The organism is Amycolatopsis rifamycinica (assembly GCF_000695625.1).
Taxonomy (GTDB): Bacteria; Actinomycetota; Actinomycetes; order Mycobacteriales; family Pseudonocardiaceae; genus Amycolatopsis; species Amycolatopsis rifamycinica.
The window spans coordinates 24,978-49,319 of sequence record NZ_JMQI01000008.1; the positions used below are offsets into that span (position 1 = coordinate 24,978).

Sequence of the window (24,342 nt, forward strand, 5' to 3'; positions counted from 1 at the left end):
ACCGTCCTTTGTGTACCGATCGTGGCGACCGGGTTGGCCGCCGCACCGGCGGAAGCGGCCACCGCCGTCACGGTGAAGCCGGATCCGGCCTACCGGCAGCAGCCGTTCGACGGCTGGGGCGCCAGCCTGGCGTGGATGGCCGAGGCGACCGGCGGCTACCCCGACGCGATCCGGACCAAGCTGGCGGACATGGTGTTCGGCCCGGACGGGCTGAACCTGAACATCGCCCGGTTCAACGTCGGCGGCGGCAACGCTCCCGACGTCCCGCCGTACCTGCGCGCGGGCGGCGCGGTGCCGGGCTGGTGGAAGGCGCCGGCCGGCACCACCCGCGCCGACAAGGACTGGTGGACCCCCGGCGACCCGGCCGAGTTCGACGCGAAGGCCGACCCGAACCAGCGCTGGTGGGTCGACAAGATCAAGAACAGCGTCACGAAGTGGGAGGCGTTCAGCAACTCGCCGCCGTACTTCCAGACCGTCTCCGGGTACGTCTCGGGCGGCTTCAACGCCACCGACGAGCAGCTGCGCTCCGACAAGATCGGCGACTTCACCGCGTACCTGACGCAGGTCGTGCGCACCCTCGAGCGCGCGCACGGCATCAAGTTCGCGTCGGTGAACCCGCTGAACGAGCCGAACACGAACTACTGGAAGACCACACTCGGCGCCGACGGCAACCCGACCGGCGGGCGGCAGGAAGGCGCGCACATCGGCCCCGCCGTCCAGTCGCAGCTGATCCCGGCGATGGCCGCGGCCCTGAAGTCGGCCGGGTCGCGGGCGATCGTCTCCGCGCCCGACGAGACCAACCCGGACACCTTCGCCGCGGACTGGGCCGGCTGGTCGGCCGACGCCCGCGCGGCCGCGGGCCGGCTCAACGTGCACACCTACGGCACCGGCAACCGGCCGGTCCCGCGCGACCTGGCCAAGGGCGCGGACAAGCCGCTGTGGATGAGCGAGGTCGGCGGCAGCTGGCTGGACCGGCAGGACTTCACGAGCATGGACCCCGGTCTCGGCATGGCCAAGCAGATCACCGACGACCTGCGCCTGCTCGAGCCGAGCGCGTGGGTCAGCTGGCAGCCGATCGAGGACTACAACAACATGAAGCCGGGCGGGGAGTCCGCGGCCGGGATGAACTGGGGCGAGATCCAGGTCCCGTTCGACTGCCCCGCGAACGCCACGCTGCAGACCTGCCGGATCAGGACGAACACGAAGTACGACACGATGCGCAACTTCACCCACTACATCAAGCCGGGTGACCGGCTGATCGGGGTGAACGACACCGCGTCGACGGCCGCGATGCGCGGCGAGGACCTGGCCGCGGTCGTGCACACCAACGCGGGCACGGACGAGCAGGACGTCACGCTCGACCTGTCGGGCTTCCGGAACGTGCGGCCGGGCTCGTCGGTGACGCCGGTCGTCACCGACGTCACCGGGGCCCTGCGGCGGGGCAAGCCGGTGCGGGTCACCTCTTCGCACGCCACGCTGCGAGTGCCGGCGCGGTCGGTGACGACCTTCCTCGTCAACGGCGTCTCCGCGACGGCGGCCGGCACGGGCATCGGCTCGGGCAAGCCGTTCACCTTCACCGGCGTGCAGAGCGGCAAGTCGCTGTCGGCGGAGAACGGCTCGCTGGTCCAGCGCACGACGGACGCCGCGGCGCCGGCGCAGCGCTGGACGCTCACCGACCGCACGGGCCGCTACGGCAACCGCGACCGGTTCACCATCACCAACGCCGGTACGGGCCAGGTGCTCAGCACGTCCGGCGGCGCGGTGACGCTGGCCGCGGCGGGCACGTGCGACCTGGCGGCGCAGTGGGTGCTGTCCACCACGGGTGACGGCACCTGGACGTTCGTCAACGCGGCGAGCGGCCAGCTGCTCGACGTGGTCGGCGAGTCCCGCGAGGACGGCGCCCGGATCGGCTTGTACAAGCCGACCAACGGGCCCAACCAGCGCTGGCAGGCCATCCCGGCCTGACCCGGGTCCCGGGTCGTGCGTGGTGAGGCGGGTTCCCACCCGCCTCACCACGGACGACGGTTTCGGTCAGGCGGGTTTGAGCGGGTCGTGGCCGATCGACATCAGCCGGTGCCGCCAGTGGGCCTCGCCGGCGGTGGGCTCGAGGTCGTCGCGGCGCTGGGCGTGCACCCGATCGACGACCTTGCGCATCACGTCGGCGTCGCGGGAGTCCACGTCGGACTTGCGCTTGCGCAGGATGGCCAGCACCTCGCTGCCGGTCGGCGGACCCGCCTCGTCGGGGAGCGGCTCGGTCTCCGGGCCCGCGTCGCGGGTGCGGAGCCAGTCCTCCAGCTCGCGCGAGGTCATGTTCACCACCCGGTGGAACTCCGTCCACAGCTCGTCGTCAACAGCCGGATTGTCCATGTTCGGCGGCTACCCGGCGCGGCCGACGTCAAACCGGGGCCCGTGGCCGGTAGAATTCGTCCGGACCCGTTGAAACGCCAGCGGTGGTCTCTGTTGACGCTGCTGGCGAGCTCATCCCGTGCTCGCCGCTTTACGCATGGGAGGGGTGGGCCTTGCCGACCACTGGCGACGGCATGGCGGAGCGGGTCGACGAGCTGAACGCCGTGCTGGCGGACCTCGTCGGGGTCCTCGAATCGATGTCCGACACACCCGGTCTGCTCGACGCGGTCTGCGGCGAGGCGGTCCGGGTGGTCCCGGACGCGGACCTGGCCAGCATCCTGGTCGTCCGTGACGGCGTGACCCAGACCGCGGCCTTCACCGACGAACGAGCCCGCCGCATCGACCAGGTCCAGTACGCGGCGGGCGACGGTCCGGGCCTGTTCGCGGCGCTGACGGGCGAGGTGGTCCGGGTGGCCGTCGCCGATACGGGCGAGCAGTGGCCCGAGTTCGTGGCCGCGGCCAAGGAACTGGGTGTGGGCAGTTACCTGGCGGTCCCGCTGCGGGTGGACGACACCCTGGTGGGTGCGATCACGCTGTGCGGCTTCGAGACGCACGGCTACCACGAGTTCGACACGAAGGTCCTGCGGCTGTTCACGTTGTGCGTGGAGACGGTGCTGCGGCTGACCCGCCGGTACCGCGAGGCCCGCCTGCTGGCCGACGAGCTGCGCAACGCGATGGAGACGCGGGCGGTGATCGAGCAGGCCAAGGGCATGCTGATGCTGATCCACCGGGTCAACGAGGACGCGGCGATGCACCGGCTGATCGTCGAGTCCCAGCACACGAACATCAAGCTCAGGGACGTGGCGGCCCGCTTCACGAAGCGGATGAGCTCCGCGGAGGGCGGCCGGGCGCGGAACTGAGCGGCCTCCCTCGGTCTTTCCGGACCTTCCGGGCCGGAAAGACCGAGGGAACCGGGCCGTGTGTGCCGCGGGGAGGCCGGCACACACGGCGCGGGGCTCAGCGGCAGCGGTAGCTCGACGCCGTGGCCGGGTCGCCGCCGGTGTAGCGCGACACCCGCGGGTATGGGCACAGGTCGCGCGTCTTGCCGTCCGCGGACTTCGCCGCGAGCGTGGCCGGTGCCTTGCCGTGCTCGACCCAGTCGACCAGCGCGCCCAGCGCGTTCGTCGGCTCCGGGCCGCCCCCGCCGAAGCAGTGCTCGACGCCCGGGGCCGGGAACAGCCGGTAGAAGTCGTTGACCCGCTGCGGGCCGCCCATCGTCCGGTCCACCCGCTTGCGGTACGACAGCGTGCCGCCCGGCGGGATGAGCTGGTCGTTCGCACCCACGAACGTGATCAGCTTGCCACCGGCGCGGCGGAACGCCGACAGTTCCGGGTCGGACGTGCCGATGACGGCGTCGTACTCACGCACCGACTGGTGGAACAGGTCCGTGAACTGCGCGTAGGTGAGCTTCGAGGTGTCGAAGCCGGCCTGCTTTTCCAGGAACGACTGCACCCACTTGACGGCGACCGGGAAGCCCGGCGCGGTCAGCGTGCCGTCGGGACCGGGCTGGGTGCCGGCGAGCCAGGTGAAGTCCGCGCCCTTCGGCAGCCCGGCCCAGAGCCGTCGGCCGCGCTCGTCGGTCGGGCCCGCCCAGATCTTGCGCACGACCTCGGCGTCGGCGGCGGTGACCGTGAACTCGTGGCCGTCGCAGACCACCTTCGTCCCGACAAGGGTGCGGGGGTCGTAGCCGCACTCGTCCGGGCGGTCGACGATGCCGTTCGTCACGCCATCCTCCGCGTCGCACGCCTGGACCGCGGCCGTGCGGAACGCCGAAAGCACACAGGTGCCGGGGAAGTCGTGGCTCTGGTTCAGCACGGTCTGCGGCCAGAGGGTCGCGACCGCGAACCGCGTCCAGTCGACGGCGGGGGCGTTGGCCAGGATGCCGTCGAAGTCGCCCGGGTGGTGCTGGGCCTCGGCGTAGCCCTGGCGGCCGCCCGTCGAGCAGCCGGTCCAGTAGGAGTACGAGAACGGGCGCTGGTAGTACCGCTGGGTGACGGCCTTGCCGATCACGGCCTCTTCGTGCACCGATCGGGTGGCGAAGTTGGTGAGGAGCGTCTGGTCGACCTTGCCGTCCTCGAGCGCCCAAGACGTGTCGAGGCCGTCGAGGGACACACCCGCGTCGGTGGTGACGGCGGCGTAACCGGCCTTGGCCGCCTGCGGGAGCGCGGCGAAGTCGCCGGCGGCGTAGGCGCTGCCGCCGAGGGCCTGCAGCCGGCCGTTCCACCCGGTGTCCGGCAGGGCCACGGCGACCTTGACGTGGTCCGCGCCGGTGTGGGTGAGCGTCACGGTGATCCGGCAGTACGACGGCTGGGCCGCGGCCTGCACCGATTCGATCTTCGCGCCGGGCGGCGCGGGCACGGCGACGGCGGCGCAGGGCGCCGGGGTTGCTGCCGAGGCGGCCGGCTGCGTGACGGTGGTCAGCAGCAGCGGCACGGCGGCAGCGAGAAGGAGGCGTTTCATCGGGTCTCTCCGGTCGCGTTCGTCCGTGGCGGACATTGCGCCGGAACGGTAGGGGCGGCGCCCGGGGTCCCGCGCCCGTCGGATGACGCTGCCCGCGTACGTCACTCGGCCACGAGCTGCGGAAACGTGGTTGGGTAGGGTCGTTTCCATGGCGCTGAGCGGACGGGAAGCCGAGCTGAAGGAGCTGGGCGAGCTCGTCGACGGCCCGGAGGACCGCAGCGGCGTCCTCATCCGCGGCGAGGCGGGCATCGGGAAGTCGGCCCTGGTCGCCTCGACGGCCGCGGCGGCGTCGGTCGCCGGGCTGCACCAGCTGCTGCACCCGGTCCGGGCCGGCGCCGCGGAGCTCCCCGCGCCGCAGCGCGACGCCCTGCGGACGGCGCTGGGGCTCGCGGCGGGGCCGGAGCCGAGCGCGTACCTGGTCGGGCTGGCGGCGCTGACGCTGCTGGCCGACGAGGCGGCGGCCAAGCCGCTGCTGCTGGTGGCGGAGGACGTGCACTGGCTGGACCGGGCGAGTGCGGACGTCCTGGCGTTCGTGGCCCGGCGGATCGAGACCGAGCCGATCGTCCTGGTGGCGACCCTGCGGGACGGCGCGGACTCCCCGCTGCTCGACGCGGGCCTGACGTCGATGGTGCCGGCCCGCCTCCCACCCGACGCGGCGGCCGAGCTGCTGGACGCGGTGGCGCCGCGGCTGGCACCGGCGCTCCGGACGAGGTTGCTGGCGGAGGCGGCGGGGTTGCCGCTGGCGCTGACGGAGCTGCCCTCGGCGGTGGCCGAGTTCGACGGGGTGGACCCGGTGCTGCCGCTGACGGAACGCCTGGAGCGCACGTTCACGGCGAGGGTGGCGGCGCTGCCCGAAGTGACGCGCACGGCGCTGCTGGTGGCCGCGCTGAACGAGACGACATCGCTGGCCGAGACCCTCGAAGCGACCGGTGCGCTGCTGGGGAGAGCCGCCGAGGCAGGGGAGCGGGTGGGCGCTCGGCCGGGTGTTGGGGCAGAACATGTGGCTCGGCCCGGCGTTGAGGCCGGCACCAGCGTCCCCGCGTTCTCCGCGGATCCCGAAGTCCTCGCTCCCGCCGTCGAAGCCCGGCTGGTCGAGCTCTCCGTCGGGGCCGTCACCTTCCGGCACCCGCTCATGCGGTCCGCCATCCCCGCCTCCGCCACCGCTCTCGACCGCCGGAACGTCCACCTGGCGCTCGTCGGCGCCCTGCGCGACCAGCCCGATCGGCGCGCCTGGCACCAGGCCGCCGCCAGTGCCGGGCCCGATGAAACCGTGGCCGCCGCGCTCGAACGGACCGCCGAGCGGGCGCGCTTCCGGGGTGGTGCCGCCGCCGCCATCGCCGCTCTCGAACAGGCGGCCCGGCTGAGTCCCGATGACCGGGCCAGAACCGACCGGCTGCTGCTGGCCGCCGAACTGGCCGTCGAGTCCGGGCGGCGGGAGACCGCCGAACGGCTCGTGCACGCCGCCAACCCCGCCGATCCCCGCCGCCGGGCCACCGCCGGGCGGCTGCTCAGCGAGTTCGAAGACGGCGTCCGCGAAGACCCCGCCCGCGTCGCCGAACTGGCCCGGACCGCCGCCTCCGTCGCCGGCGACGGGCAGCACGACGCCGCCGTGCGGATCCTCTGGAGCGCCGCCATGCGCTGCTTCTGGACCGAACCCGGGCCGGACGCGAGAAAAGCCCTGCTGGAAGTCGCCGATCGGCTGCCCATCGCCGAAGACGACCCGCGGATCGTCGCCGTCACCGCCTATGTCGCTCCCTTCGAACGCGGCGCGGCCGTCCTCGGGCACCTTCGCGAGCTGGTTGCCCGGACCGGCGCGATCCCGAGGTCGACCGGTACCTGGGCAGCGCCGCGCTGCAGGTCGGCGCCTTCGACCTGGCCGCCCGGTTCTCCGCCGCCGCCGCGCCCGGGCTGCGCGCCCAGGGGCGGCTCGGGCTGCTGCCGCGGGCGCTGGCCGTCCAGGCGTGGAGCCGCGTCCGGCTCGGCGATCTGGCCGGGGCCGTGCCCGCCGCGGCGGAGGCGGCCCGGTTCGCCCGCGAGACCGGCCAGCCGTTCATGGCCGGGCTCGCGACGGCGGTCCAGGCCGAAATCGCCGCCCTGCGCGGCGAGCACAAGCAAGCGAAGACGCTGGCCGACGAGGCCGAACGCGCCGGGCTCGCGGCCGGCGCCCGGCCCGTGCTGGCCACCGTGCAGCTCACGCGCGGGCTGACCAGCCTCAGCGAAGGCCGGTTCGAGGACGCCTTCGCCGACCTCCGCCGGCTGCTCGACCCGGCCGATCCCGCCTACCAGCTGGCGTTGCGCACCTACTGCGTCGCGGAACTCACCGAGGCCGCGGTCCGGGCCGGGCGGACCGGCGAACTGCGCGACATCCTGGCCGAGCTGGAGTGCCTTGGCACGCCGTCACCCGCCCTGCGCATCGGCCTCCGGTACGCGCGGGCCGTGCTCGACCCGAGCGACGAACGCTTCGCCGAGGCGCTCGACGCCGACCTCGCCGGCTGGCCCGCCGAACGTGGCCGCGTCCACCTGGCCTTCGGCGAGTGGCTGCGGCGGCAGCGGCGGGTCGTCGAATCGCGGTCGCACCTGCGCACCGCCCGCAAGACGTTCGACGCGCTCGGCATGGCCGCCTGGGCCGACCGGGCCCGCCGCGAGCTGCGCAGCGCGGGCGAGTCGAGCCCTCACCGCGGCCCGGACGCCCGGGACAAGCTCACCCCGCACGAGCTGAGCATCGCGCAGCTGGCCGCGGAGGGGCTGACGAACCGGGAGATCGGGCAGCGGCTGTACCTTTCGCACCGGACGGTCGGCACCCACCTGCACCGGATCTTCCCCAAGCTCGGCGTCAGCTCGCGCGCCGACCTCGCCGGGAAGCTGAAGACCCTCGAAGGGTGACGTACACCCGCTGCGTCACCTGACGGGCGCGAAGGTCACCAAGTGGCTCCTAACGTCGTGAAAGTCCCACGGTCTTTCGCACAGGAGCAGCAGATGATCAGCAGGAGAAGGTTCGGGCAGGCGTTCGCGGCCGGGCTCGCGGCGACGTCACTGGCGGCCTGCTCGCCGGGCGCTCCCGCGGCCGCCCCCGCCGCGGCGCCGGACCTGCGGGCCGGATCCGGGGAGCACACCTCGCTCGGCCCGGTCAAGCAGGCCGACGCCGGGCTGCTCACCATGGCCTACCACGAGTTCGGGCCGGCCGGCGGGCCGCCGGTGGTGCTGCTGCACGGCTGGCCGTACGACCCGTACAGCTACGTCGACGTCGCGCCGATCCTGGCCGGCGCCGGCTACCGGGTGATCGTCCCCTACCTGCGTGGCTACGGCCCGACGGCGTTCAAGTCCGCCGCGACCGTCCGCAACGGCCAGCAGACGGCCGTGGCGCTCGACGTCGTCGCCCTGCTGGACGCGCTCAAGATCGACAAGGCCGTCTTCGGCGGCTACGACTGGGGTGGCCGGACCGTCGACATCATCGCCGCGCTGTGGCCGGAACGCTGCACGGCGATCGTGGCGGTGAGCGGGTACCTCGTCACGAACCTCGAGGCGAACCAGCAGCCGCTGGCCCCGGCGGCCGAGCTCGGCTGGTGGTACCAGTACTACTTCGCGACCGAGCGCGGCCGCGTCGGCTACGCGGCGAACCGCCACGACTTCAACAAGCTGATCTGGAAGAACGCGTCCCCGGCGTGGCACTTCGACGACGCGACCTACGACCGCAGCGCGGCGGCGTTCGACAACCCGGACCACGTCGCCGTCGTCATCCACAACTACCGCTGGCGCCTGGGCCTCGCCCCGGGCGAGCCGCAGTACGAGCCGTACGAACGGAAACTGGCCGCGGGCGCGGCCATCGGCGTCCCGTCGATCACGATCGGCAGCGACTTCGACGGCGCGGCCAAGGACGGCAAGGCCTACCGCGCGAAGTTCACCGGCAAGTACGAGCACCGCGTCTTCGACGGCATCGGCCACAACGTGCCGCAGGAGGCGCCCCGGCCGTTCGCCCAGGCGATCATCGACGCCGACCGCCTCTGACGTCACCGGAGCCGGCCGTCCTCGAGGCGCAGCCACCGGTCGATCCCGATCTCCGCGAGGAAGCGTTCGTCGTGGCTGACGACGACGAACGCGCCGCGGAACGCCGCCAGCGCGCTCTCCAGCTGCCCGGTGCCGACCAGGTCCAGGTTGTTCGTCGGCTCGTCCAGCAACAGCAGCTGCGGCGCCGGTTCGGCGAACAGGACGCAGGCCAGCGTGGCGCGGAGCCGCTCCCCGCCGGAGAGGGCACCGACCGGCAGGTGCACCCGGGAACCGCGGAACAGGAAGCGGGCCAGCAGGTTCATCCGCCGGTCGGCCGGCAGCGCCGGGGCGGCCGCGGCCAGGTTCTCGGCGACGCTGCGGTCGTCGGCCAGCAGGTCCAGGCGCTGGGACAGGAAGGCGATCCGGCCGTCGGCGCGGGTCAGGGTGCCGCTGTCGGGCTCGAGGTCGCCCTTGACCAGCCGCAGCAGCGTCGACTTCCCGGCGCCGTTGGGGCCGGTGAGCGCGATCCGCTCGGGCCCGCGGATCGCCAGGTCGGCGCCGTCGCCGAAGAGGCCCCGCACGCGCAGGCCCTCGCCGAGGAAGAGCGTCCGGCCCGCCGGGACCACCGTCTGCGGCAGCTCCAAGCTGATCTTCTGGTCCGTGCGCAGTTCGCGTTCGGCCTGGTCGAGCTTGGCCTTCGCGGCGCCGACGCGGGCGGCGTGCGTGCCGTCGGCCTTGGCCGCCGACTCCTGCGCGGTGCGCTTCATCGTGCCCGCGAAGATCTTGGGCAGCCCGGCGTTGCCGAGGTTGCGCGACGCGGTGCTCGCGCGGCGGGCGGCGCGTTCGCGGGCCTGCTGCATCTCCCGCTTCTCGCGCTTGACCTCCTGCTCGGCGTTGCGGATGTTCTTTTCGGCGACCTCGCGCGCGGCTCGGACGGCTTCTTCGTAAGCGGTGAAGTTGCCGCCGTGGAACCGGATTTCGCCGCGGTACAGCTCGGCGATCCGGTCCATCCGGTCGAGCAACGCGCGGTCGTGGCTGACCACGAGCAGGCAGCCGGACCAGTCGTCGAGCACGGCGTAGAGCTTGCGGCGCGCTTCGGCGTCCAGGTTGTTGGTGGGTTCGTCGAGCAGCAGCACGTCCGGGCGCTTCAGCAGTTGCGCGGCGAGGCCCAGTGAAACGATCTGGCCGCCGCTGAGGGTGCTCAGCGTGCGGTCGAGCGCCAGGCCGGCGAGGCCGAGCCGGTCGAGCTGGGCGCGGGTGCGTTCCTCGATGTCCCAGTCGGTGCCGATGGTGGTGAAGTGCGCTTCGGCGGCGTCGCCGGATTCGACGGCGGCGAGCGCGCGCAGCACCGGGGCGACACCGAGGATCTCGGCGACGGACGGTTCCCCGCTCAGCGGCAGGTCCTGCGGGAGGTAGCCGGGCACGCCGTCCACGGCGACGCTGCCGTCGGACGGGGTGAGCACGCCGGCGACCAGCTTGAGCAGGGTCGTCTTGCCGGAGCCGTTCGGGGCGACGAGGCCCGTGCGGCCGTTCGCGAAGGTGGCGGACAGGCCGTCGAAGACGGGGGTGTCGTCCGGCCAGGAGAAGGACAGACCGGACAGCACGATTTCGGACATGGCGAAGACCTCGGGGTGGTGAAGGAAAAGGGGACGTCGAAAGCGGCCCGCGCCGGCACTGCCGGGGGCCTGCGCACTCCGGGGCTACCCGGAGATGTCGACGTCACCTGCCACGACTGGTCTCCTCGAGTCGATCTTCGCTTCCGAAGATAGCAGGATTGGCGGCCCGGGCGCCGGGTAACCGGCCCGGATGCGCATCGTGGTGACCGGGGCGACCGGCAACATCGGGACCGGGGTCGTGCGTGCGTTGCGCGCCGATCCGCAGGTCGAGACCATCGTCGGGCTGGCCAGGCGGCCGGCGGAGGGCGTGGTGACGGCCGACGTCGAACGCGACGACCTCGTGCCGCTCCTGCGCGGCGCCGACGCGGTGGTGCACCTGGCGTGGCTGTTCCAGCCGACCCGGCGTCCCGAACGCACGTGGCGCGCGAACGTCCTCGGCTCGATGCGGGTGTTCGAGGCGGCGGCCACCGCGGGAGTGCCGAAGCTGGTCTACACGTCGTCGATCGGGGCGTACTCGCCGCGGCAGGACGACGAGCCGGTGACCGAGGACTGGCCGACGCACGGCTGGCCCGGAGCCGCGTACACGCGGGAAAAGGCTTATCTGGAGCGGTATCTGGACGCGTTCGAAGCCCGGCACCCGAAGCTGGACGTGGTCCGGATGCGGCCGGGGTTCGTGTTCCAGCGCAGTGCCGCGACGGAGCAGCGCCGGCTGTTCGCCGGGCCGTTCGTGCCGGGTTCGCTGGTGCGCCCGGGGCTGATCCCGGTGGTGCCGGACATCCCGGGGCTGCGGTTCCAGATCGTGCACACGGACGACCTGGCCGACGCCGTCCGCCGCGCGGTGACGCGCCCGGTGCGCGGGGCGTTCAACATCGCGACCGGCCCGGTCGTGACCCCCCGGTTCGCGGCGGACCTGCTGGGCGCCCGCACGATCCCGGTACCGGCGGCGGCGGTCCGCGCGGCGGTGGACGCGGCCTGGCGCCTGCACGCGATCCCGGCGAGCCCGGGCCTCTTCGACGCCGTCATGCGGCTGCCCGTGATGGACACGAGCCGCGCGGAGTCCGCATTGGACTGGCGGCCCGAGCGGGACGCCGCGGAGACGTTGCGGGAGTTCCTGGCCGGGCTGCGGGAAGGGGCGGGCGCGGACACGGCCCCGCTGGCGCCGGACCGCCACCGGCTGCACGAGATCTCGACGGGTGTGGGCCGCGAGCCCTGAGTGCAGTGGCCCTGCTTCGCGGGGCCGCCGCCGCTAGGCCAGCTCGGCCGAGACGACGGACGGCAGCGCGCGCAGCCGATCGAGCAGGGGGCCGGTTTCCTCGGCCGCCAGCAGGACGGCGCAGACCATGCTGCTCTCGCGGACACCATCTTTGACGTCGACGGACAGTTCGTGGACGAGCCGCCCTTCGAGGGCGCCGACCAGGGCGGCGATCTCTTCGGCACCACCGACGAAGTAGGTGGCGATCCGGCGGCGCAGCAGCATGGCCGAGCGGGGCGCGGGGACGGCGAAGGAGGTGGACATGGCGGATCTCCCTTGTGGGTGGAACGAGATCGGGGCCAGGTCCCGGAAAAGAGCGATCGCCAACGCAGCGCGCCGGCGACCTGGGTTCAGCCGGCGCGCCGGGTTACGAGCCGCAAGAACGGCAGGGGGCGCAGCACGGCGACAGGCTAACACGACCCCGCGACGACCCGCACGCCTCGCCGAGTCCCGCACCCGAGGGCCCTCCGGCCGGGCCGCTGGGACGCCTCAAGCCCCAAGGGTGGCTCGGGTGGGTGCGTTGGGCGCAGCGAAGACCACCCCAAGCGCTCGGTCAGCTCGCGCGGATGATCCCCAGCCCCAGCGGGGTGATCTCGTGGATCTGCGACTTCCCCGACCGGTTGCTGCTGATCAGCCCGCTGGCCCGCAACACCGACGCGTGCTGGCTCGCCGTCGCGGGGGAGATGCCCGTCAAGTCCGCCAGCTCGCTCGTGTTGCACCTCGTCGTCGCGATCGTCACCAGGACCCGCGCGCGGGTCTGGCCGAGCAGGGCCGCCAGTGAAGGGCCTGGTTCCGCGTCGCTGTCGAACTTCGGGTGGCTGATCGAATAGACCAGGGCCGGGGGGAGGGCCGGGTCCTTGTACGTCGTCGGCATGCCGTGGGCGAAGAACGCCGGGATCAGCCGGAGACCGCGGCCGTCGAGGTGCAGTTCCTGGTCGACCGGGAAGCGCACGCGCAGCACCGGCGGGGACCACGTCACCTCCGGGTGCAACGTCGAGAGCAGCAGCTGCGGCCCGCCGCGCTCCAGGGCGGCCTGCAGCCGGTGGCGGTCGCGGGCCACCGCCCGGCGGATCGTCGCCCAGTCCGGGGCCACGCACCGGCGGTAGTAGTCGTGCAGGGCCGCGCCCAGCCGCCGCAGCTCGCCCGGTTCGCCGTCGCCCACCCGGCGCAGCCACGCCGGGACGTGGGTGCCCTGCGCCGCCAGTTCGGCGACGTCGGCGGCCAGCGCCGGCGCGGGCGTCTCGAGCACCGCCGAGACCCCGTCGCCGATCGTGCGGGCGCCGGCCGGGGTGAGGAAGTCCGGGCAGTACCCGTACGGCGGGACGGCGGACATCAGCAGCCGGCCGGACTGCGGGACCGCGGAGCGCGAGCCCCGGCGCCAGCGGCCGAAGAACGGCTCACCCTCCGGCCGCCGGATGCGGTAACTGCTCATCAGCAGCTCCCACATCGGGTCGGCGTCCTCGGCGATGGTCACCTTCGCCAGGTCCGCTTCGGTGAAGTGGACTTTCAACATCGACGGCGGCACCCCTTTCCCGGCTTTCCGGCCGAGGGTAACGGGCCGCGCCGCGAACCCGGACACCGGTCACGCGGCCGCCGGAAAATCACGCACCCGGGCCGGAATTCCCCACGGTCCGGCGAGCGGTCTTCACCCTCCGCAAGGGTAAAAAGCCGTCGCGTGGCAGTTCACGCTGTGTGATTGGTGCGTACGGGGGAAACGACTGGTATTCCTTGACAGCGCTGCGGTCGCCGGGGTTATGTCGTCGGCTGAATTCCGCGGAAAAGGAACCGTAAATCGTTCTCGGGCCACCGGTACGAATCGAGCCACGCCACCGATGAAAGAAGACGAACCCTCGTCCCGTCGTTCCGTCGCCTCCTGGAATCCCGGGAGCTGGCGGTTGCGCACCAAGATCTCCGTAGTGCTGTTGCTGCCCGTCCTGGTCGCCCTGCTGCTGGCGGGCGGCCGGGTGCAGGCCGAGCTCGCCCGGGCCGGCGGGCTCAGCGCCGTCCGCGACCAAATGCCGGTCATGCAAGGGATTTCCGAACTCGCCGGACTGGTCGACGACGAGATGATCCACGACGGCGGCGCCGCGCAGACCGCCGCGGTCGACGAGAAAGCCGCCGTCGTCCGCCACGACGCCGCATTTTCCCAGCTCACCCCCGCGCTCTCGCGGTCATTGGAAGATCAGCTTGGGAAATTGGCCGATCTGCGGCAGCAGACCGGTTCGCCGGCCGCGAAAACCGCGGCGTACCACGACTTCACGGTCGCGCTGAGCGAGATGATCGCCCGCGTCGTCCAGCAGGCCGGGAATGGTGATCTCGGCACGCTGGCCTCGATCGCCGAATCATTGGTGCAGCTGAGGACCAGTCTCGCCGGTCAACAGGCGTTGGCCGGCCGGGCCGAAGGCACTTCCGCGGCGGCCGCGGAGCGCGCCGCGGCCGAGGAAACCGTGCTCACCGGACAGATCCGGCGCGCCCTGCCCGCCGGTGCCGCGGCCGCCCGGTTCGCCGCGGCGACCAGCTCCGGTGCCGGGGGCGCCGAGGCCAAGCGCACGATGCTCGGCACCATCCTCGCCGAGCAGGTGAAAACGCTTTCGGACGCGGTCGGCGTGCAGACCAACACCGCCCGCTCCGACGCGCTGCGCGACGCCGCACTGGTGATCGCCTCGCTCCTCGGCGCCCTCGCCATCGCGCTCGCCGTGGCCCGGTCGGTGGTCGCCCCGATCCGGCGGCTGCACGCCGCCGCGCTCGACACCGCGCGCCGCCGCCTGCCCGGCACGATCGAACGCATCCGCGAGGGCGAGGCCGTCGACTGGCGGGCGACCCCGCCGCTGCCGGTCGACTCCGAAGAGGAGATCGGGCAGCTCGCGCGGGCCTTCGACGACATGCACCGGCAGGCGGTGCGCCTGGCCGTCGGCGAGCAGGCCGAGATGCGGATCCAGGTCAGCGAGATGTTCATGACGCTGTCCCGGCGCAGCCAGTCGCTGGTCGAGCTGCAGCTGTCGGTGATCGAGGACCTCGAGGCCGACGAGCAGGACCCGCAGCGGCTGGCCGAGCTGTTCCAGATCGACCACATCGCCACCCGGCTGCGGCGCAACGGCGAAAACCTGCAGGTCCTCGCGGGCGGCAAGCCGGTGCGCCGCGACGTCGGGCCGGTCGCGACGGTCGAGCTGCTGCGGGCGGCGACCTCGGAGGTCAAGGACTACCAGCGTGTCTCGCTCGGCAACGCGCCACGCGGATCGGTGCAGGCCGAAGCCGCCGCGGACGTCGTGCACATCCTCGCCGAGCTGCTGGAGAACGCCATCCGGTCGTCCCCGCCGGACGAGCAGGTGGTGCTCACCGCCGACCGGGGCTTCGACGGCGGCCTGCTGATCGAGGTCGTCGACGTCGGGCTCGGCATGACCCGCGAAGACCTCGAGGCGGCGAACGCCCGGTTGGCCGCCGGCGCCGCGGTCAGCCCGGAAACCACCCGCCGGATGGGCCTGTTCGTGGTGAGCAGGCTGGCCGCGTCGCACGGGATCACCGTCCGGCTGCGGCCGACGACCACGCGGACCGCGAGCGCCGGGATCACCGCGAGCGTGCACGTCCCGGGCGTGCTGATCCTGGTCGACCTGCCGCCCCGGGCCCTTCCGCCCGCTCCGGCGGTCAACGGCTCGCTCAACGGCACGGCCCGGCACGAGCTCGAGCCGCGGTGGCCCGCCGAGGAACCGCCGCCGGTGGCCGTCGCGGACCCGCCGACGCCGATCTTCGACCACATGCTGTCGCACTGGTTCGCCGAAGCCCCGGCGACCCCGGCGCGGCCCGGCGGCTGGGCGACCCCGGCCGACCAGGTCCGCCAGGCCGCGGAAGCCGCGGTCGGCACCCTCGACGAGCTCGAGTTCACCGACTCGGGTCTGCCCGCCCGCACGCCGGGCGCGCAACTCGCGCCCGGCGCGGTCGCCCCGCGTCCGCAGCAGCCGCCGGACACGTCCTTCCGCGACCCGGCCGCGGTGCGGAACAACCTTTCCCGGCACTACAGCGGCATGCGCGCGGCCCGGCACCGGGTCGCGGGCGAACCGGAGGCGGAGCAGCGATGAGCACCCGGCAGGAAGGAGCGGAAGTGGCCGAGAGGTCCCGGAACTGGCTGGTTTCGGCGTTCACCCAGGAGGTCCCCGGCGTCGCGCACGCCGCGCTGGTTTCGGCGGACGGGCTGCTCGTGGCGGCGAACGAAACCCTGCCGCGCGACCGCGCGGACCAGCTCTCGGCGATCGCGTCCGGCCTCTCGAGCCTCGCGCTGGGCACCGCGGACCTGTTCACCGCGGGGCGGGTGGTGCAGTCGGTGATCGAGATGGAGCAGGGCTTCCTGCTGCTGATGAACGTCGGCGACGGCTCGAACCTGGTGGTGCTGGCCAACCCGGGCTGCGACATCGGGCTGGTGGGCTACGAGATGACGTTGCTGGTGGACCGGGTCGGGAAGGTGGTCGAGACCCCGGCTCGGCCCGCGGCCGCTCCGGGGGCGGCCCGGTGACCGAAGGCCGGCGACGCGAGGGCGGGCGGCACGCGGCGTCGCTGGCCCGCCCCTACGCCTGGACCGCCGGTCGCACCCGGCCGACGGTCGACCTGGCGGTGGAAGCCCTGGTGGAGACGACGCCGGAGGGCCGCACGGCGCCCTTCAGCCCCACCAACCCCCTGGCCGTGGTGACGCAGTTCTGCCTGCACCAGCGGTCGGTGGCCGAGGTCGGCGCCCACCTGGGCGTGCCGCTCGGGGTGGCCAGGGTGCTCATCGGCGACCTGCTCATCGCCGGCCAGGTGTCGATCCGCGAAACGCTCACCGCGGACGCCTCCTGGGACGAACGGAACGACCTGCTCGAAAGGGTCCTCAGTGGACTACGTGCGCTCTGACAGCGTCTCTCAGACAAGTGTTCCCCCGAGAAGTGCTCCTCAGGGGGGTGCTCTCCCACGAAGTGCGTCCCCGAGCGGCCGGATCACCTCGGCGAAGATCGTCGTGGCCGGGGGGTTCGGGGCCGGCAAGACGACGTTCGTCGGTGCCGTCTCGGAAATCGACCCGTTGCGGACCGAAGCCTTGATGACGACCGCGTCCGTCGGGGTGGACCGGGCCGAAGCGGTGCCGGGGAAGTTCGCCACCACGGTGGCGATGGACTTCGGCCGGCTCACCCTGGCCGACGACCTGGTGCTCTACGTCTTCGGCACGCCCGGCCAGCACCGGTTCTGGTTCATGTGGGACGACCTGGTCTGCGGTGCGGTCGCGGCGATCGTCCTGGTGGACACGCGCCGGCTGGCGGACTCCTTCGCCTCGATCGACTTCTTCGAGTCGCGCGGCCTGCCGTTCCTGGTCGCCATCAACCAGTTCCAGGACACCCACCAGCACGGGCCCGAGCAGGTGCGCGAGGCCCTCAAGATCCCGCCCGCGGTGGAGGTCGTCACCTGCGACGCGCGCTCGCCGGAGTCGACGAAGCACACCCTCATCGCCGCGGCCGAGCACGCACTCGCCGAGCACCACGCCCCCCGAACACGGAAAGCCTGAGGAGCCCGGAATGCCCATGGACCACGAAGACTTCGCGATGGGCAACTGGCTCATCGTGCTCGCCTACCTCACCTCGGTGGTCGGCTGTGCCCTCGGGCTCGCCTGCACGCTGCAGGCGCGGTCCACCGACAGCCCGCGGGCCCGGCTGACCTGGCTGGTGCTCGCGGCGGTGTCCATCGGCGGCGTCGGCATCTGGGTCATGCACTTCATCGCGATGCTCGGGTTCTCCACGCCCGGCCTGCCGGTGCGGTACGACATCCTGCGCACGGCGCTGTCGGCGATCCTGTCGGTGGCGGCGGTGTTCTGCGGGCTGCTGGTGTTCGGCGTCCGCAACCGGTTCGCGTGGCGGCGGCTGCTGCTCGGCGGGCTGCTGACCGGGCTCGCGGTGGCCGTCATGCACTACACGGGGATGTGGGCGGTGCAGGTCAAGGGCAAGATCGGCTACGACCCGACGCTGGTGGTGCTGTCGGTGGTCATCGCCGTGGTCGCGGCCACCGCGGCGCTGTGGTTCACGGTCGGGCTGGACAAGCTCCTGCCCCGGCTGGCGGCGGGCCTGGTGATGGGCGCGGCCGTCACCGGCATGCACTACACCGGCATGGCGGCGGTGCGCGTGCACCTGGACCCGGGCGCGGCCGACCCGTCCGGCACGGAGGTGTTCTCGTTCCTGTTCCCGGTGTTCGTCCTGGCGGCGCTGGCGATGGCGGTCCCGATCTGCGCGGTCCTGATGGCGACGTCGAGTTCGGAGGCGCCCCGGCACACGACGGTCGTGTCCTAGTCCGTCGTGGACTTCGCGGCCACCGGGAACCGATCGGCGCCGAAGTGGACCAGGATCGCCGTCGCCGTGGCGCAGACGACGTCGCCCGCCTTGAGCTCGGCGGCGGCGTGGAGCTTGCGCCCGTCGCGGCGGACGAGCCGCCCTTCGGCGGTGAGCGGCACCGCGTACGGCGTCCCCTGGTGGTAGTCGACGGTCAGGGACGCCGTCATGCCCGGGAAGCCGGCCGCGGCGGTGGCGCGGCCGAGCACGTGGTCCAGGACCGCCGCGACCCAGCCGCCGTGCACGCGCCCGGGCGGCCCCTCGTGCGCGGCGCCGAGGAGGACGTCGGCGCGGACCGACTCCGGGCCCACGCGCACCCACGACAGCGGCGGGGCCAGCGGGTTGCCCGGACCTTCCAGCGGGTTGTTGACGCTGAGGTGCCCCCCGCCTTCGAGGGCGGCGAGCAGCAGGGGGTTCGCGCCGCCGGCCGCCCGCAGCGCCTCGGTGACGGCTTCCACCCGGCGGGCCGCGGCGGCGAGATCGGCTTCGTCGTCGCGCACGCGGACGGAGGCTTCGATCAGCTCGCGGATCCGGGCGCCGAGCAGCGCCCGCCCGGGTGGCACGCCGTCGACGATCGGAAACCGTGCGGGGGTTCCGGGTGGCGGAGCCCCCGGCCCGGGCCGGAGGCCCGGTGGTGACGGATTCTCGGACATCGCGCTCCCCGGGGCCCGGAACTAGAACACGTTTCACTCTAGCACCCGGTCCCGGGCGGCACTTTCACGTGAAAGTGCCCCTCCGACGGCGGCACTTTCACGTGAAAGTGCCGCTTTGCGCTGCAAAGCGGAGCTTTCACGTGAAAGTGCCGCTTGGGCGAACGCCGGGCGTGGGCCCGGGATCGGCGACGGTCAGAGCTTGCCGCCGGCGACCGGCGGCATGTCGGGGGCGTCCCCGACCTCCGCGCCCGCCTCCCGGAACAGGTGGTTCTCCACCTCGAACAGGTTGCCGCCGGCCCGCTCGACCACGGTGAGCAGCGTGGACATCTGCGCCACCTCCTCGACCTGTTCCTTGAGGAACCAGTGCACGAACTGCTCGCCGAGGTAGTCCTCCTCCGCCCGGGCGGCCTTCGCCATCGCCTCGATGTCGGCGGTCACCTCGCGTTCCTGGGTCAACGCCAGCTCGATCGCTTCGTGCGCGCTCGAGAAGTCGTTCCGCACTTCGCCGGAGCCGGGGATGGCCACCGGCTCGTCGCGGTCGAGCAGGTAGCGCACCATCGCCAGCGCGTGGTTGCGCTCCTCGATCGCCTGCCGGTAGAAGCGCTTGGCCAGCCGCGGCAGGTCGCGGGCGTCGAACCAGACGGCCAGGGCGATGTACTGCTGGGCGGCGGTGAACTCGTGGCGGATCTGCGTCTGCAGCAGTTCGGCGAACTTCCGGGTCTTGGCCATGCCCCACAACTTACGACGGACGGGGCCGCGCAGCTACGATCGGCGCGGTGACCGCCCTGCCCGACCTGTCCGGCACGATCGCCTGCGTCACCGGTGCGTCCGGGGTGATCGGCCGCGGGATCGCGCTCCGGTTCGCCGAAGCCGGCGCGGCCGTGGCGGTGCACCACCGCCGCCCCGGCGCGGCCGACGACGTCGTCGCGGCGATCGAAGCCGGGGGCGGCCGGGCCCGCGCGTTCACCGCCGAACTCACCGACGACGACGCCTGCCACGCCCTGCTCGCGGCCGTCGCGGACTGGGGTGGCCGGCTCGACGCGCTGGTCGACAACGCCGGCATCCAGCCGGTCGAAGCGCTCGGCGAGCTGACCGTCCAGCGCTGGCGGGCGATGCTCGACGCGAACCTGACCAGCGCGTTCTCCTGCACCCAGGCCGCGGCTCGGCTGATGGGCGACGGCGGGAGCATCACGCACATCGCGTCGATCGAGGCCCGGCAGCCGGCCCCCGGTCACGTCCACTACAGCGCGGCCAAGGCGGCGCTGGTGATGCACGCCCGCGGCGCGGCGCTGGAGTACGGGTCACGCGGGATCCGCGTCAACACGGTGTCGCCCGGGCTGATCGCGCGGCCGGGCCTGGCCGAGGACTGGCCGGAGGGGATCCAGCGCTGGCACCGGGCGGCACCGCTGGGCCGGCTGGGCGCGCCCGCCGACGTCGGCAACGCGTGCGTGTTCCTGGCCTCGCCGCTGGCGTCCTGGATCACCGGCCACGACCTGGTCGTCGACGGCGGGGTCACGGCGCACCCGACCTGGTGACGGCCGCGTCCGCGATGGCGGGAAAGCGCCGCGGCGGGTGACGGGCCGGTCATCCACCGTTGTCATTCGGCGGCGCGCGGGTTTAAGCTGGCTCCACATCGAATGTTATCGCTAACAATACTGGCGAAAGTTTCGAGAATTCGTCGAATTTCGGATCCGATGGCGAAAGTTTCGGTCGCCACCGGCGCACTGCTCCTTGCCCCCCAGGAGGTTCTGTGAAATCCCGGATCCGGTACCTGACCACCCTTGCCGGCGTGCTGCTCACCGCCTTGCTGAACGTGCCCGCGGCCGACGCCGCCGCGTTGCCGGGCAGCTTCCGGTGGAGCTCCAGCGGGGTGCTGATCAGCCCGAAGTCCGATGCCACGCACGACATCGCGGGCATCAAGGACCCGACGGTCGTCTATTCGGGCGGCAAGTACCACGTGTTCGCCAGCACCGCGAACGCCGCGGGCTACAACCTGGTGTACCTCAATTTCTCCGACTGGTCGCAGGCCGCTTCCGCCCCGCAGTACTACCTCGACAAAACCGCGATCGGCTCCGGTTACCGGGCCGCGCCGCAGGTCTTCTACTTCGCGCCGCAGAAAAAGTGGTACCTCGTCTACCAGAACGGCAACGCCGCCTACTCCACCAACAGCGACATCGGCGATCCGAACGGCTGGAGCGCGCCGAAGACCTTCTACGACGCGATGCCCGACATCATCAAGCAGAACATCGGCAACGGCTACTGGGTCGACATGTGGGTCATCTGCGACGCGGCCGACTGCTACCTGTTCTCCTCCGACGACAACGGGCACCTCTACCGGTCGCAGACCACCGTGGCGAACTTCCCCAACGGCTTCGGCAACACGGTGATCGCGATGGCGGACCCGAACCGGTACAACCTGTTCGAAGCCAGCAACGTCTACAAGATCGCCGGCCGGAACCAGTACCTGCTGCTGGTGGAGGCGATCGGCTCCGACGGGCGCCGCTGGTTCCGTTCTTGGACGTCGTCGAGCATCGCCGGCACCTGGCGTCCGCTCGCGGACACCGAAAGCAACCCGTTCGCCCGCGCGAACAACGTGACTTTCCCCGGCGGGCAGTGGACGAAGGACATCAGCCACGGCGAAATGCTCCGGTCGGGCAACGACCAGACCCTGCCGATCAACCCCTGCCGGCTGCGGTACCTCTACCAGGGCATGGACCCGAACGCGGGTGGCGACTACAACAGCCTGCCCTGGCGGCTCGGCTTGCTCACCCAGACGAATTCGCACTGCTGGTGGAAGGAAGGACGGCGATGAAGAGGTTACTGGCCGCCGCGGCGGCACTGGCGATCGCGTTCACCGGCTTGACCGGCGTCGCGAACGCGGAGTCGAACGGCGGGGTGCGGATCATGCCGCTGGGTGACTCGATCACCTACGGCACGGGCGTGCCCGGCGGGTACCGGATCGGCCTGTGGCAACGCCTGGCCGCGGCCCGCTACACCAACGACTTCGTCGGCTCGCAGTTCAACGGCCCCGGCAGTCTCTGGGACCACGACCACGAAGGGCACCCCGGCTGGCGCATCGACCAGATCGACGCGAACGCCACCGCCTGGATGCGCACCTACAACCCGCGTTCGGTGCTGCTGCACATCGGCACCAACGACGTGCTGCAGAACTACAACGTCGCCGGCGCGCCCGGCCGGCTGTCCACGCTGCTCGACCACCTGACCGCCGCCGCGCCCAACGCCGACGTGTTCGTCGCCCAGCTCATCCCGATCGGCTGGGCGAGCGGGGACGCCGCCGTGCGGACGTTCAACAGCGCGCTGCCGGGGATCGTGCAGAGCAAGGTGAACGCGGGCAAGCGCGTGCACCTGGTGGACATGCACAGCGCGGTGTCCGCGGCCGACCTCCCCGACGGCGTCCACCCGAACGCCGCCGGCTACGACAAGATGGCCGCCGTCTGGTACAACGCCCTGCGGTCGGTCCCGGGCAGCATCGGCAACCCGCGCGCCGCCGCGGCCGCGGCGACGCCGGCCACCGGGGAACTCGCCGCGGCGACCCTCGGATCGGCGGCCGGCGCGAAGGGCCGGACGTTCGGCGCCGCCGTCGCCAACGGCCACCTCGGCGAATCGGCGTACACCACCACCCTGGTCCGCGAGTTCACCGGCGTCACCCCGGAGAACGAGATGAAGTGGGACGCGACCGAGCCGGCCCGCGGTTCGTTCCGCTTCGGCGCCGCCGTCGCCATCGTGAACCACGCGCAGAGCCACGGCCAGAAGGTCCGCGGCCACACGCTGGTGTGGCACGCCCAGGTGCCGGCCTGGGCGACCGCCATCGGCTCCGGTTCGGACCTGCTCGCCGCGATGCGCAACCACATCAACGGCGTGGCCGGGCACTACCGCGGGAAGATCGTCTACTGGGACGTCGTCAACGAGGCGTTCAACGAGGACGGCACCCGGCGCCCGTCGATTTTCCAGCAGCGCATCGGCAACAGCTACATCGAGGAGGCGTTCCGGGCCGCCCGCGCGGCCGACGGCTCCGCGAAGCTCTGCTACAACGACTACAACACCGACAACCAGAACGCCAAGAGCAACGGCGTCTACACCATGGTGCGCGACTTCAAGGCCCGTGGCGTGCCCATCGACTGCGTCGGGTTCCAGGCCCACCTGTCGGCCGGGCAGAACCTCTCGACGCTGCAGGCCAACCTCCAGCGGTTCGCCGCCCTCGGCGTCGACGTGAACATCACCGAGCTCGACGTCACCGGGTCCGGCAGCGCCCAGGCGAACACCTACGGCCAGGTCGTGCGGGCCTGCCTGGCGGTCTCGCGCTGCACGAGCATCACCACGTGGGGCGTCACGGACAAGTACTCCTGGCGCAGCAGCGGCACCCCGCTGCTGTTCGACGGCAACTACACCAAGAAGCAGGCCTACACCGCCGTGCTGCAGGCCTTCGGTGCGGCGTGAGGGGAGACGCGATGAAACGCATGCTCGGTGTCCTGGTGGCGCTGCTGGTCATGGTCACCGGCCTGGCCGCGCCCGCCCACGCGGCGGCGTTGACCAGGGTGACGAACTTCGGGAACAACCCGACCAACCTGAACATGTACGTCTACGCGCCCGACCGGGTCGCGGCCAAGCCGGCGCTGCTGGTGCTGGTGCACTACTGCGGCGGCTCGGCGAGCTCGGTCTTCGGCTGGAACGGCAAGGACTACGCCACCGCGGCCGACCGCTACGGGTACGTCATGGTGCTGCCGGAAGCGACCCGCAGCGAAAAGTGCTTCGACGTCTCGACGCCGAACGCGTTGCGGCGCAACGGTGGTGGTGACTCGACCGGGATCATGTCGATGGTCGCCTGGGCCAAGTCGCGCTACAACGTCGACCCGGCGCGGGTCGTCGTCAGCGGGTTCTCCTCCGGCGCGATGATGACGAACGTGCTGGCCGCCCAGTACCCCGACGTCTTCGCGGCGGCTTCGGCGTTCTCCGGCGTGCCCGCCGGGTGCTTCGCCACCACGAACGGCTCGCTGTGGAACAGCACCTGCTCGGGCGGGAAGTCGATCAAGACCGCCCAGCAGTGGGGCGACCTGGCCCGGTCGATGTACCCCGGCTACACCGGCCGCTACCCGCGGATGCAGCTGTGGCACGGCACCACCGACACGACGCTGGCGTACCCGAACTTCGGGGAAGAGATCAAGCAGTGGACCAACCTGAACGGGTTGGGCCAGACCCCGGCGTTCACCGACCACCCGCAGTCGTCGTGGACGCGGACCCGGTACGGCACCACGAGCACCCAGGCCACGGTGGAGGGCGTCAGCATCGCCGGGGTCGGGCACTCCCTGCCGATGACCGGGCAGCTGGCCTACGCCATTTCGTTCCTCGGCCTCGACCACTGACGAACCGGGGAGGCGGCACCCCCAGTGCCGCCTCCCCGGTTTCAGCGGCAGAACGAGACTTCCGGATAGCCCGGCTGATCGAGCACCGGCCGCGCCTCACCCCGCAGGTGCTGGTCGAAGAACGCGTGCACGTACGCCCGGGTGATCTCGCTCGCCCGCGCCGCCGCGTTCGGGCCGCCGATCGGGACACCGAACTCCTCGGCCAGCAGCCCGACGTCGGTGAAGGACGCGTGCTGCGTGCCCGCCACCTCGACC

The 24,342-nt window shown here is 72.3% G+C and carries 21 protein-coding genes and 1 pseudogene; 14 read left to right on the top strand and 8 right to left on the bottom strand.

All coding sequences use genetic code 11. The annotated features are described in order from the left end of the window. Positions 1-21 precede the first annotated feature (21 nt). Complete coding sequence (locus DV20_RS04060; protein ID WP_235190698.1) at positions 22-1,965, top strand: RICIN domain-containing protein; 1,944 nt, start codon at positions 22-24, stop codon at positions 1,963-1,965. Between the two features lie 66 nt (positions 1,966-2,031). Here DV20_RS04060 and DV20_RS04065 read toward each other — a convergent pair whose 3' ends face one another. Next, positions 2,032-2,367: a DUF3140 domain-containing protein gene (locus DV20_RS04065; RefSeq protein WP_043776512.1), complete on the bottom strand. Its 336-nt coding sequence runs from the start codon at positions 2,365-2,367 to the stop codon at positions 2,032-2,034. Between the two features lie 173 nt (positions 2,368-2,540). Between DV20_RS04065 and DV20_RS04070 the strand changes: the two genes are divergently transcribed. Continuing rightward, the gene (locus tag DV20_RS04070) at positions 2,541-3,266 is read left to right on the top strand and encodes an ANTAR domain-containing response regulator (protein ID WP_043776513.1); all 726 of its coding nucleotides are present in this window, start codon (positions 2,541-2,543) and stop codon (positions 3,264-3,266) included. A gap of 97 nt (positions 3,267-3,363) precedes the next feature. Here the strand turns inward: DV20_RS04070 and DV20_RS04075 are convergent, their stop codons facing one another. Further along, positions 3,364-4,866 carry a tannase/feruloyl esterase family alpha/beta hydrolase gene (locus DV20_RS04075; RefSeq protein ID WP_043776514.1) on the bottom strand — a complete coding sequence of 501 codons (1,503 nt, stop codon included), beginning with the start codon at positions 4,864-4,866 and terminating at the stop codon, positions 3,364-3,366. Positions 4,867-5,014: 148 nt separating this feature from the next. On the opposite strand from DV20_RS04075, the pseudogene DV20_RS04080 reads away from it, so the two are divergent. Both DV20_RS04080 and DV20_RS04085 read left to right on the top strand, forming a co-directional pair. Then, positions 5,015-7,749 (top strand): annotated as a pseudogene (locus DV20_RS04080) (AAA family ATPase). Between the two features lie 93 nt (positions 7,750-7,842). Then, positions 7,843-8,871, top strand: a complete 1,029-nt coding sequence (locus DV20_RS04085; protein WP_043776515.1) for an alpha/beta fold hydrolase — start codon at positions 7,843-7,845, stop codon at positions 8,869-8,871. Positions 8,872-8,873: 2 nt separating this feature from the next. On the opposite strand, the gene DV20_RS04090 is transcribed toward DV20_RS04085, so the two are convergent. Further along, positions 8,874-10,466: an ABC-F family ATP-binding cassette domain-containing protein gene (locus DV20_RS04090; RefSeq protein ID WP_043776516.1), complete on the bottom strand. Its 1,593-nt coding sequence runs from the start codon at positions 10,464-10,466 to the stop codon at positions 8,874-8,876. A 190-nt stretch (positions 10,467-10,656) separates the two neighbouring features. Between DV20_RS04090 and DV20_RS04095 the strand changes: the two genes are divergently transcribed. Then, positions 10,657-11,679: an NAD-dependent epimerase/dehydratase family protein gene (locus DV20_RS04095; protein WP_043776517.1), complete on the top strand. Its 1,023-nt coding sequence runs from the start codon at positions 10,657-10,659 to the stop codon at positions 11,677-11,679. 33 nt (positions 11,680-11,712) lie between these two features. Here the strand turns inward: DV20_RS04095 and DV20_RS04100 are convergent, their stop codons facing one another. Together DV20_RS04100 and DV20_RS04105 are read right to left on the bottom strand one after the other, a co-directional pair. Beyond that, a complete protein-coding gene (locus DV20_RS04100; protein WP_043776518.1) occupies positions 11,713-11,982 on the bottom strand; it encodes a hypothetical protein in 270 nt (89 codons plus the stop codon). 289 nt (positions 11,983-12,271) lie between these two features. Continuing rightward, entirely contained in the window at positions 12,272-13,231 is a 960-nt protein-coding gene (locus DV20_RS04105; protein ID WP_043776540.1) for an ArsR/SmtB family transcription factor, read from the bottom strand. Positions 13,232-13,634: 403 nt separating this feature from the next. On the opposite strand from DV20_RS04105, the gene DV20_RS04110 reads away from it, so the two are divergent. The 5 genes from DV20_RS04110 (at position 13,635) to DV20_RS04130 (ending at position 18,014) form a co-directional block, all read left to right on the top strand. Beyond that, positions 13,635-15,791 (top strand): HAMP domain-containing sensor histidine kinase, encoded by a 2,157-nt coding sequence (locus DV20_RS04110; RefSeq protein WP_235190699.1) that lies wholly within the window; start codon positions 13,635-13,637, stop codon positions 15,789-15,791. Continuing rightward, a complete protein-coding gene (locus DV20_RS04115) occupies positions 15,788-16,222 on the top strand; it encodes a roadblock/LC7 domain-containing protein (protein WP_043776520.1) in 435 nt (144 codons plus the stop codon). The genes DV20_RS04110 and DV20_RS04115 overlap by 4 nt, the downstream gene beginning before the upstream one ends. Then, positions 16,219-16,596: a DUF742 domain-containing protein gene (locus tag DV20_RS04120; RefSeq protein WP_043776522.1), complete on the top strand. Its 378-nt coding sequence runs from the start codon at positions 16,219-16,221 to the stop codon at positions 16,594-16,596. Before DV20_RS04115 ends, DV20_RS04120 begins: the two co-directional genes overlap by 4 nt. Before the next feature lie 103 nt (positions 16,597-16,699). Next, positions 16,700-17,239, top strand: coding sequence for a GTP-binding protein (locus DV20_RS04125; RefSeq protein ID WP_084093308.1), 540 nt, complete (start codon positions 16,700-16,702; stop codon positions 17,237-17,239). Between the two features lie 16 nt (positions 17,240-17,255). Then, positions 17,256-18,014 (top strand): MHYT domain-containing protein, encoded by a 759-nt coding sequence (locus tag DV20_RS04130; protein ID WP_043776523.1) that lies wholly within the window; start codon positions 17,256-17,258, stop codon positions 18,012-18,014. Here DV20_RS04130 and DV20_RS04135 read toward each other — a convergent pair. After that, positions 18,011-18,616, bottom strand: coding sequence for a PaaI family thioesterase (locus tag DV20_RS04135; RefSeq protein ID WP_268747385.1), 606 nt, complete (start codon positions 18,614-18,616; stop codon positions 18,011-18,013). The two genes, DV20_RS04130 and DV20_RS04135, sit on opposite strands and share 4 nt — an antisense overlap. A gap of 282 nt (positions 18,617-18,898) precedes the next feature. Next, the gene (locus tag DV20_RS04140; RefSeq protein WP_043776524.1) at positions 18,899-19,435 is read right to left on the bottom strand and encodes a ferritin; all 537 of its coding nucleotides are present in this window, start codon (positions 19,433-19,435) and stop codon (positions 18,899-18,901) included. Between the two features lie 56 nt (positions 19,436-19,491). On the opposite strand from DV20_RS04140, the gene DV20_RS04145 reads away from it, so the two are divergent. From DV20_RS04145 to DV20_RS04165, 4 genes are all read left to right on the top strand, one after another. Next, entirely contained in the window at positions 19,492-20,241 is a 750-nt protein-coding gene (locus tag DV20_RS04145) for an SDR family NAD(P)-dependent oxidoreductase (RefSeq protein WP_043776544.1), read from the top strand. Positions 20,242-20,456: 215 nt separating this feature from the next. Beyond that, entirely contained in the window at positions 20,457-21,518 is a 1,062-nt protein-coding gene (locus tag DV20_RS04150; protein ID WP_043776525.1) for a non-reducing end alpha-L-arabinofuranosidase family hydrolase, read from the top strand. Then, complete coding sequence (locus tag DV20_RS47165; RefSeq protein ID WP_084093311.1) at positions 21,515-23,164, top strand: endo-1,4-beta-xylanase; 1,650 nt, start codon at positions 21,515-21,517, stop codon at positions 23,162-23,164. The genes DV20_RS04150 and DV20_RS47165 overlap by 4 nt, the downstream gene beginning before the upstream one ends. A gap of 11 nt (positions 23,165-23,175) precedes the next feature. Beyond that, positions 23,176-24,087, top strand: a complete 912-nt coding sequence (locus DV20_RS04165; RefSeq protein ID WP_043776526.1) for an extracellular catalytic domain type 1 short-chain-length polyhydroxyalkanoate depolymerase — start codon at positions 23,176-23,178, stop codon at positions 24,085-24,087. A 41-nt stretch (positions 24,088-24,128) separates the two neighbouring features. Here the strand turns inward: DV20_RS04165 and DV20_RS46380 are convergent, their stop codons facing one another. Continuing rightward, entirely contained in the window at positions 24,129-24,335 is a 207-nt protein-coding gene (locus DV20_RS46380; protein WP_235190700.1) for a hypothetical protein, read from the bottom strand. Between the last annotated feature and the right edge of the window lie 7 nt (positions 24,336-24,342).

Bases quoted from the DNA above. Each gene is read 5' to 3' on its own strand.
- DV20_RS04100 (WP_043776518.1), bottom strand. From the start codon at position 11,982: ATGTCCACCTCCTTCGCCGTCCCCGCGCCCCGCTCGGCCATGCTGCTG.
- DV20_RS04130 (WP_043776523.1), top strand. From the start codon at position 17,256: ATGGACCACGAAGACTTCGCGATGGGCAACTGGCTCATCGTGCTCGCC.
- DV20_RS04065 (WP_043776512.1), bottom strand. From the start codon at position 2,367: ATGGACAATCCGGCTGTTGACGACGAGCTGTGGACGGAGTTCCACCGG.
- DV20_RS47165 (WP_084093311.1), top strand. From the start codon at position 21,515: ATGAAGAGGTTACTGGCCGCCGCGGCGGCACTGGCGATCGCGTTCACC.
- DV20_RS04115 (WP_043776520.1), top strand. From the start codon at position 15,788: ATGAGCACCCGGCAGGAAGGAGCGGAAGTGGCCGAGAGGTCCCGGAAC.
- DV20_RS04140 (WP_043776524.1), bottom strand. From the start codon at position 19,435: ATGGCCAAGACCCGGAAGTTCGCCGAACTGCTGCAGACGCAGATCCGC.
- DV20_RS04085 (WP_043776515.1), top strand. From the start codon at position 7,843: ATGATCAGCAGGAGAAGGTTCGGGCAGGCGTTCGCGGCCGGGCTCGCG.
- DV20_RS04090 (WP_043776516.1), bottom strand. From the start codon at position 10,466: ATGTCCGAAATCGTGCTGTCCGGTCTGTCCTTCTCCTGGCCGGACGAC.
- DV20_RS04165 (WP_043776526.1), top strand. From the start codon at position 23,176: ATGAAACGCATGCTCGGTGTCCTGGTGGCGCTGCTGGTCATGGTCACC.
- DV20_RS04070 (WP_043776513.1), top strand. From the start codon at position 2,541: ATGGCGGAGCGGGTCGACGAGCTGAACGCCGTGCTGGCGGACCTCGTC.
- DV20_RS04105 (WP_043776540.1), bottom strand. From the start codon at position 13,231: ATGTTGAAAGTCCACTTCACCGAAGCGGACCTGGCGAAGGTGACCATC.
- DV20_RS04095 (WP_043776517.1), top strand. From the start codon at position 10,657: ATGCGCATCGTGGTGACCGGGGCGACCGGCAACATCGGGACCGGGGTC.
- DV20_RS04075 (WP_043776514.1), bottom strand. From the start codon at position 4,866: ATGAAACGCCTCCTTCTCGCTGCCGCCGTGCCGCTGCTGCTGACCACC.